Raw genomic sequence first — 5,677 nt, 5'->3', positions numbered from 1 at the left:
CGCGGCGCTCGCGGGCAAGGCGCTCGCCAAGGCGACGAAACGCGCCGCGAAGCCCGCGGCGCGCCGCGCGCGCTGATACCCAGGGTGAATGCGGCCCGATCGCGCTCCGGTCGGGCCGCGCCCCCGCTCAAGCACGTTCCTCGCGGTCGGCGGGCGCCTACTTTGACGCGGTCCCGGGGTTGCGGCACACTCGCCGCCGCTTCTCCCTCCGATCGCTCCGATGCTCCATCGCGTCCCTTCCTGGCTCGTGCCCGCGAGCGCGCTCGTGCTCGCCGGCCTCGTCCTCCCGCGTCCGTCCTCTCCCGGGACGGGCGCCGCGTCCTCCTCCACCGCCTCGGCCCAGAAGAAGCTGGCCGCGGCCGCCCCCGCCGCGCCCGAGCTGCCGATCCGCATCGGCGAGATCGCGTTCGACGAGGCCTCGGGGCGGTACGTCGCGCCGCTCGGCGATCGCCGCGCGACCCTCACGCTCGATCCGGGGCTGCAGGACCGGCTGGAGCGCGCGCTCGACACGTACCGGGTGCCCTGGGGCGCGACCGTCATCATCGAGCCCTCCACGGGGCGGATCCTCGCGCTCGCGGAGCACTCCCGCGCGGAGCCGGGTCGCCGCGGCCTGTCTCTCGCGGCGCTCGCGCCGGCGGCGAGCATCTTCAAGCTCGTCACCGCCGCGGCCCTGCTCGAGCAGGGGACGCACCCCGACGAGGAGGTCTGCTACCACGGCGGCAAGCACCGGCTCGCGCCGAAGCTCCTCGCCGACGACCCGCGCCGCGACCATCGCTGCGTCACGCTCGCCTCCGCCTTCGGCCACTCGACGAACGTCGTCTTCGCGAAGCTCGCCGACCGGGGCCTCGACGCGGAGCGGCTGCGCGCGACCGCCGAGCGGTTCCTCTTCAACACCGAGATCCCCTTCGCCCACCCGGTCGAGATCTCCCGGGCGGACATCCCGGACGACGACTTCGGCTTCGCGAACACCGCCGCCGGCTTCGGCGGGGTGAAGCTCTCGCCGCTGCACGCGGCGCTGCTCGCCGCCATCGTCGCGAACGACGGCGTGCTCGTGCCGCCCGTGATCGTCGACGCGGTCGAGGGCGGCGGCCCGCCGCCCTCCGCGGGCGATCCGCGCCGCGTGATCGAGGAGCCCGTGGCGGCGGAGCTCGCCCGCATGATGCGGAGCACGGTCACGGAGGGCACCGCCCGCCGCGCCTTCTCGCGCGCCCGCGGCCCGCTCCGGAGCATCTCGGTGGCGGGCAAGACGGGGTCGCTCGCCGACGCCCAGCCGTACCGCGACTACTCCTGGTTCGTGGGGTACGCGCCGGCGGACAAGCCGCAGATCGCGATCGCGACCGTGGTGGTGAACGAGCGGCTCTGGCACGCGCGCGCGCCCACCGTCGCGCGCGAGGCGCTCGAGGCGTACTTCGCGACGCACGTCGCCTCGGCGAAGGGCGCGGAGCTCCGCACGGCGTCGAGGTAGCCGGGGGCTTCGCCCCGCGCCCTGCGCGCGGGGTCCCTTGCGCCGGCGCGGACGGCTCGCCGCGAGCGCGGCGGCGCCCCGCCTCGCCTCGCCCGCGAGCCGGCGGCGGCGCTACCCCAGCTCGACGAGCCCCGCGTCCGCGAAGCGCCGGATCGCCTTCAGCACGTCCAGCTCGCGCAGGGGCGCCACGCGGGTGAGCTCGCGGAGGTCGCGCCGGCCGTCGCAGCGCGAGAGCAGGTACTTGTCGGCCGAGGAGAGCCGCAGGCGCGCCACCTCGCGCGCCGCGAGCTTGAGCCGCGGCGTCCGGGGCGGTCCGAGGAGCTCCGCCTGGAGCCGCTCCCCGAGCACGCGCTCGGTCTCGACGAGCAGCGACCGCGCGGCCTCCGAGGCGGGGGCGAGCTCCACCGCGCGCGCCGCCACGAGCTCGGCGTCGTCGGCGCGGCCGTCGGCGAGGAGCGAGCGGGCGCGGTCGATGAGGTCGGCGGCGCCGACCGGCTCCGTGGCGACGGCCGCCGCGAGCGGCGCCGGCGCGGCGCGGAGCGCGCCCTGCCGGGCGAGCGCGTACAGCCGCTGGTAGAGGTGGAAGTCGGTCGCGTGCAGCGCGAGCCCGAGCTCGTCGATGGTCTTGCCCTCGCGGGCGAGCGCGAGGAGCCGTCCGTCGATCGTGCCCGGGCCGGCGGAGGCGGGCGCCGCGGCCTCGTCCACGACGAGCGAGGCGGCGCCGCTCGGGAACTCGCCGCGGAACGCGCTCCAGGCGGTCGTCCGGAACTCCGCCTCGCGCGCGATGTCGGCGAGCGGCACCGCCGCGTCGAGCTCGTCCACGTCGGGCGGCGCGCCGTCGTCGAACCAGAACACGCCCGCGTCCCACAGGAACACGTCGAGGAGCGTCTCGCGCAGCTTGATGGCGAGGACGTCGCGGATGACGTCGGGCGACACGAGGCCGACGAGCGTCAGCACCTTCCCGAGCCGGATCCGCGTCTCCTCCTGCGTCTGGAAGGCCTTCGCGAGCTGCTCCTCGGAGACGTGCCCGAAGTTGAGCAGCAGCTGGCCGAGGTGCTCGCGCGGATCGTTCGACCCGGCCCCGATGGCCACGCCGTCGCGGACCTGGATGGACTTCTTCACGGTGCCGCGCTCGCAGCCGAGCGTGCCCGACATGCGTCGCCGCGCGAGCAGGTCGACGAGCTCCGAGAGCGGGAGGACCGCGAAGCTGCCCATGAGGCCGCGCATCGAGGCCCGAGTGTCGCCCGCGCGGCGGGTGGCGGCAAGCAAGCCGCTGTTGTAGAACCGCGCCGTGAAGACGGAATCGAACGACATCGGCCGGCCGCCTCGGGGACCCGCGCCGCGCCGCGGCCTCCGCCTCGCCGCCGCCGCGACGGCCGCCGTCCTCGTCGTGGCGCTCGCCTACCTCGCCTACGACCGCTTCGTCACGCAGCCGGCGCTCGACCGCGCGGCCATCCTCGGGTTCGGCGTGGACCGCACCGACGTGGCCGCGCCGGCCATCGAGCTCGAGGCGCTCGACGGCACGCGCTTCTCGCTCGCGCAGGCGAAGGGCCAGGTGGTCTTCGTGAACTTCTGGGCCACCTGGTGCCCGCCGTGCCGGGAGGAGATGCCCTCGATGGTGCGGCTCGGGCGGGAGCTCGAGGCGAAGCACCCCGGCCGCTTCCGGATGGTCGCCGTCTCGGTGGACGAGGCGTGGGACCCCGTGAAGGAGTTCTTCGCCGCGCCGCCCTACTTCGGGAAGCCCGGCCTCGCCGTGGCGCTCGACCCCGCCCAGGTGGCGACGCGCGCCTACTACTGCGCCGCCCGGGGAGGGGTCTGCCCCGACCTCAAGTTCCCGGAGACCTACATCGTCGACAAGGACGGCCGGCTGGTCGCCTTCGTGGTCGGCCCCCGCGACTGGTCCGACCCCTCCGCGCGACTGCTCCTCGAGTCGATGATCGGGTCGTAAAAGTTCCCTGTCCACGAACGGTTAGCGAGCCTGGAGCGACGCTCGCGCGCGCCCGGCGATCGGGGGCCAGCGCGGCCGGAGGCCAGCGCGCCGGCGGGGGCGAGCTCCCCGGTTTTCTTGATAGCCGTCGATCGCGTGCACTATAAGGGCCCGTGAATCTTGGAGATCCGCCGCGCCCGCTCCCCGGGCGCGCACGTCTCCGGAGGGGCACGTGCGACCGGACGGCGTCATCCCGGTGGTGCTCGCGGGGCTGGGTGAAACCGGGCGGGCGATCGCCCGGGCGGTCGTGCTGCGCGACGACCTCGAGATCGTCGCGGCGGTCGATCCCGACGCCGCCCTCGCCGGCCAGCCGCTCGACGAGCTCGTCGGCGCTCCCGCGCCCGAGCTGCGCGTGGAGAGCGACCTCGCCGAGGCGCTCGCGCGCGCCAAGGGCGGAGTCCTCCTGCACTCCGGGACGAGCCGGCTCGAGGAGGCGCTCCCCGATCTCCGCGCCGCGGTGCGGGCAGGCGTCCACGTCGTCTCGACCTGCGAGGAGCTCGTGAACCCGGCGCTCGACAGCGCCGAGGACGCCGAGGCGCTCGACCGGCTCTGCGAGCAGCGCGGGGTCGCGGTCGTGGCGACGGGGGTCGCGCCGGGGTTCGTGCTCGATCGGCTCCCCGCGTTCCTCTCCCAGGTCGCCGGACCGGTGCGCCACGTGCGCGTGATCCGGGTGGTCGACGTGACGGCCGGCTCCGGGGCGCTGCGGCAGAAGGCGGGCCTCGGGCTCGCCGAGGACGCGTTCGACGAGGCGCTCGAGCGCGGCGAGATCGGCCAGCCCGGCCTCGCGCAGTCGGCGGCGCTCCTCGCCGAGTCGTGCGCCGGCGCCGACGAGTACGAGGTGGACGAGGAGATCGTCCCGCTCCTCGCGGAGGAGGACGGCGCGGTGGGACGCGGAGAGGTGGCCGGGGTCCAGCAGGTCGCGCGGGTGTTCGCCGAGGATCGCGAGGTGGTCCGGCTCGAGCTCGTGCTGCAGGCCGGCGCCGAGGACCCACGGGACGAGGTGGAGCTCGACGCGGATCCGCCGCTCCGCCTGATCATCCCGGGCGGCGTCCCCGGCGAGGTCGGGACCGCGCACGCCGTCGTGAACGCGATCCCCGCCGTCCTGGAGCGCCAGGGGCTCCTCACGGTGCTCGATCTCCCCGCGGGAAGGTGAACGGAACGCATGCTCGACAGATCCCTCATCGGACGGGAGAGCGAGCCGGTGGCGCAGGAGGTGGAGCGGAGCGCCATCCGCCGGTACGCCGAGGCGCTCGGCGACCCGAACCCGATCTACCAGGACGAGGCGGCGGCGCGCGCGGCCGGCTACCCGGCGCTCGTGGCGCCCCCGACGTTCGCGGCGGCGCTCGCGGCGAACGACCGCTTCCGGCACTCGCTCGATCTCGGGACGCGCTCCATCCTCCACTCGGAGCAGCAGATCGAGTACGCCCGCCCGCTCGTGGCGGGCGACCGCCTCACGGTCGTCTCGCGGGTGGCCGACGTCCAGGAGCGGCCCGGCGCGAGCGGTCCGATGGACGTGCTCGTCCTCGAGGACGAGGCCCGGGACGACAAGGGCGAGTGGGTGTTCCGCTCGCGCGCGACGCTCATCCTGCGTCGGGGATAGGGACGACGGATGCTCAGCGCACGCCAGCTCTACTTCGAGGCGGTCAAGGTCGGCGACGAGCTGCCGCCGCTCGTGAAGTCGCCGGTGGACCGGCTCCAGATCGCGCGCTACGTCGGCGCGGCCCAGGACTGGAACCCGCTCTACATCGACGAGCCCTACGCGAAGAACTCGGGGTTCCCGAGCGCGCTCGCGCCTGGGATGATCGCGATGGGCTTCCTCGGGGAGCTGGTCGTGGACTGGGTGCGGGGCGCGCGCCTTCGCCGCTTCTCCGCGCGGTTCGTGAAGATCGTCTGGCCGGGCGACGTGCTCACCGTACGCGGCCGCGTGACCGACCGCCGCTTCGAGGAGGGCGGGCGCTACGCGATCGACATCGAGGTGTGGGCCGAGAACCAGCGCGGCGAGCTCGTCGTGCGCGGCCTCACCACCTTCCAGCTCTTCTACAGCGCGGACGACGAGGCGCGGCAGCGCGCCGGCGGGCCGCCGCTCGTGGTGACGAAGGAGGAGGAGGAGGCGCGCCTCGCGAAGCTGTCCCGGGCGCAGCCCCCGCGACCGTCCGCTCCTGCGAGCCGGCCGCTCGCGCCGCCGCGCACGCCTCAGCCGGCTCCGCCGCGCCCTGGCTCCGCCG

Annotated in this window: 6 protein-coding genes; 5 read left to right on the top strand and 1 reads right to left on the bottom strand. The window is 75.3% G+C overall.

From position 1 onward, the window contains the following. The first annotated feature begins 220 nt into the window (after positions 1 to 220). Positions 221 to 1,465: a penicillin-binding transpeptidase domain-containing protein gene (locus MNZ39_RS22850; protein ID WP_242341405.1), complete on the top strand. Its 1,245-nt coding sequence runs from the start codon at positions 221 to 223 to the stop codon at positions 1,463 to 1,465. Between the two features lie 111 nt (positions 1,466 to 1,576). Here the strand turns inward: MNZ39_RS22850 and MNZ39_RS22845 are convergent, their stop codons facing one another. Further along, positions 1,577 to 2,779: a DUF4388 domain-containing protein gene (locus tag MNZ39_RS22845; RefSeq protein WP_242341404.1), complete on the bottom strand. Its 1,203-nt coding sequence runs from the start codon at positions 2,777 to 2,779 to the stop codon at positions 1,577 to 1,579. On the opposite strand from MNZ39_RS22845, the gene MNZ39_RS22840 reads away from it, so the two are divergent. The 4 genes from MNZ39_RS22840 to MNZ39_RS22825 all read left to right on the top strand — a co-directional run. Next, on the top strand, positions 2,757 to 3,413 hold the full coding sequence (locus MNZ39_RS22840; protein WP_242341403.1) for a TlpA disulfide reductase family protein: 657 nt from the start codon (positions 2,757 to 2,759) through the stop codon (positions 3,411 to 3,413). The genes MNZ39_RS22845 and MNZ39_RS22840 overlap by 23 nt on opposite strands. Before the next feature lie 211 nt (positions 3,414 to 3,624). After that, a complete protein-coding gene (locus MNZ39_RS22835; protein ID WP_242341402.1) occupies positions 3,625 to 4,605 on the top strand; it encodes a dihydrodipicolinate reductase in 981 nt (326 codons plus the stop codon). A 9-nt stretch (positions 4,606 to 4,614) separates the two neighbouring features. After that, positions 4,615 to 5,052 (top strand): MaoC family dehydratase N-terminal domain-containing protein, encoded by a 438-nt coding sequence (locus MNZ39_RS22830; protein WP_242341401.1) that lies wholly within the window; start codon positions 4,615 to 4,617, stop codon positions 5,050 to 5,052. A gap of 9 nt (positions 5,053 to 5,061) precedes the next feature. After that, positions 5,062 to 5,677 (top strand): MaoC/PaaZ C-terminal domain-containing protein (locus tag MNZ39_RS22825; protein WP_242341400.1); only part of this gene is annotated, 616 nt, incomplete at its 3' end.

This window comes from Anaeromyxobacter sp. SG66, from assembly GCF_022690805.1.
GTDB lineage: Bacteria > Myxococcota > Myxococcia > Myxococcales > Anaeromyxobacteraceae > Anaeromyxobacter > Anaeromyxobacter soli.
Note: the sequence above shows the minus strand (reverse complement) of the source record. Positions and strands in the feature narration are given on the sequence as shown.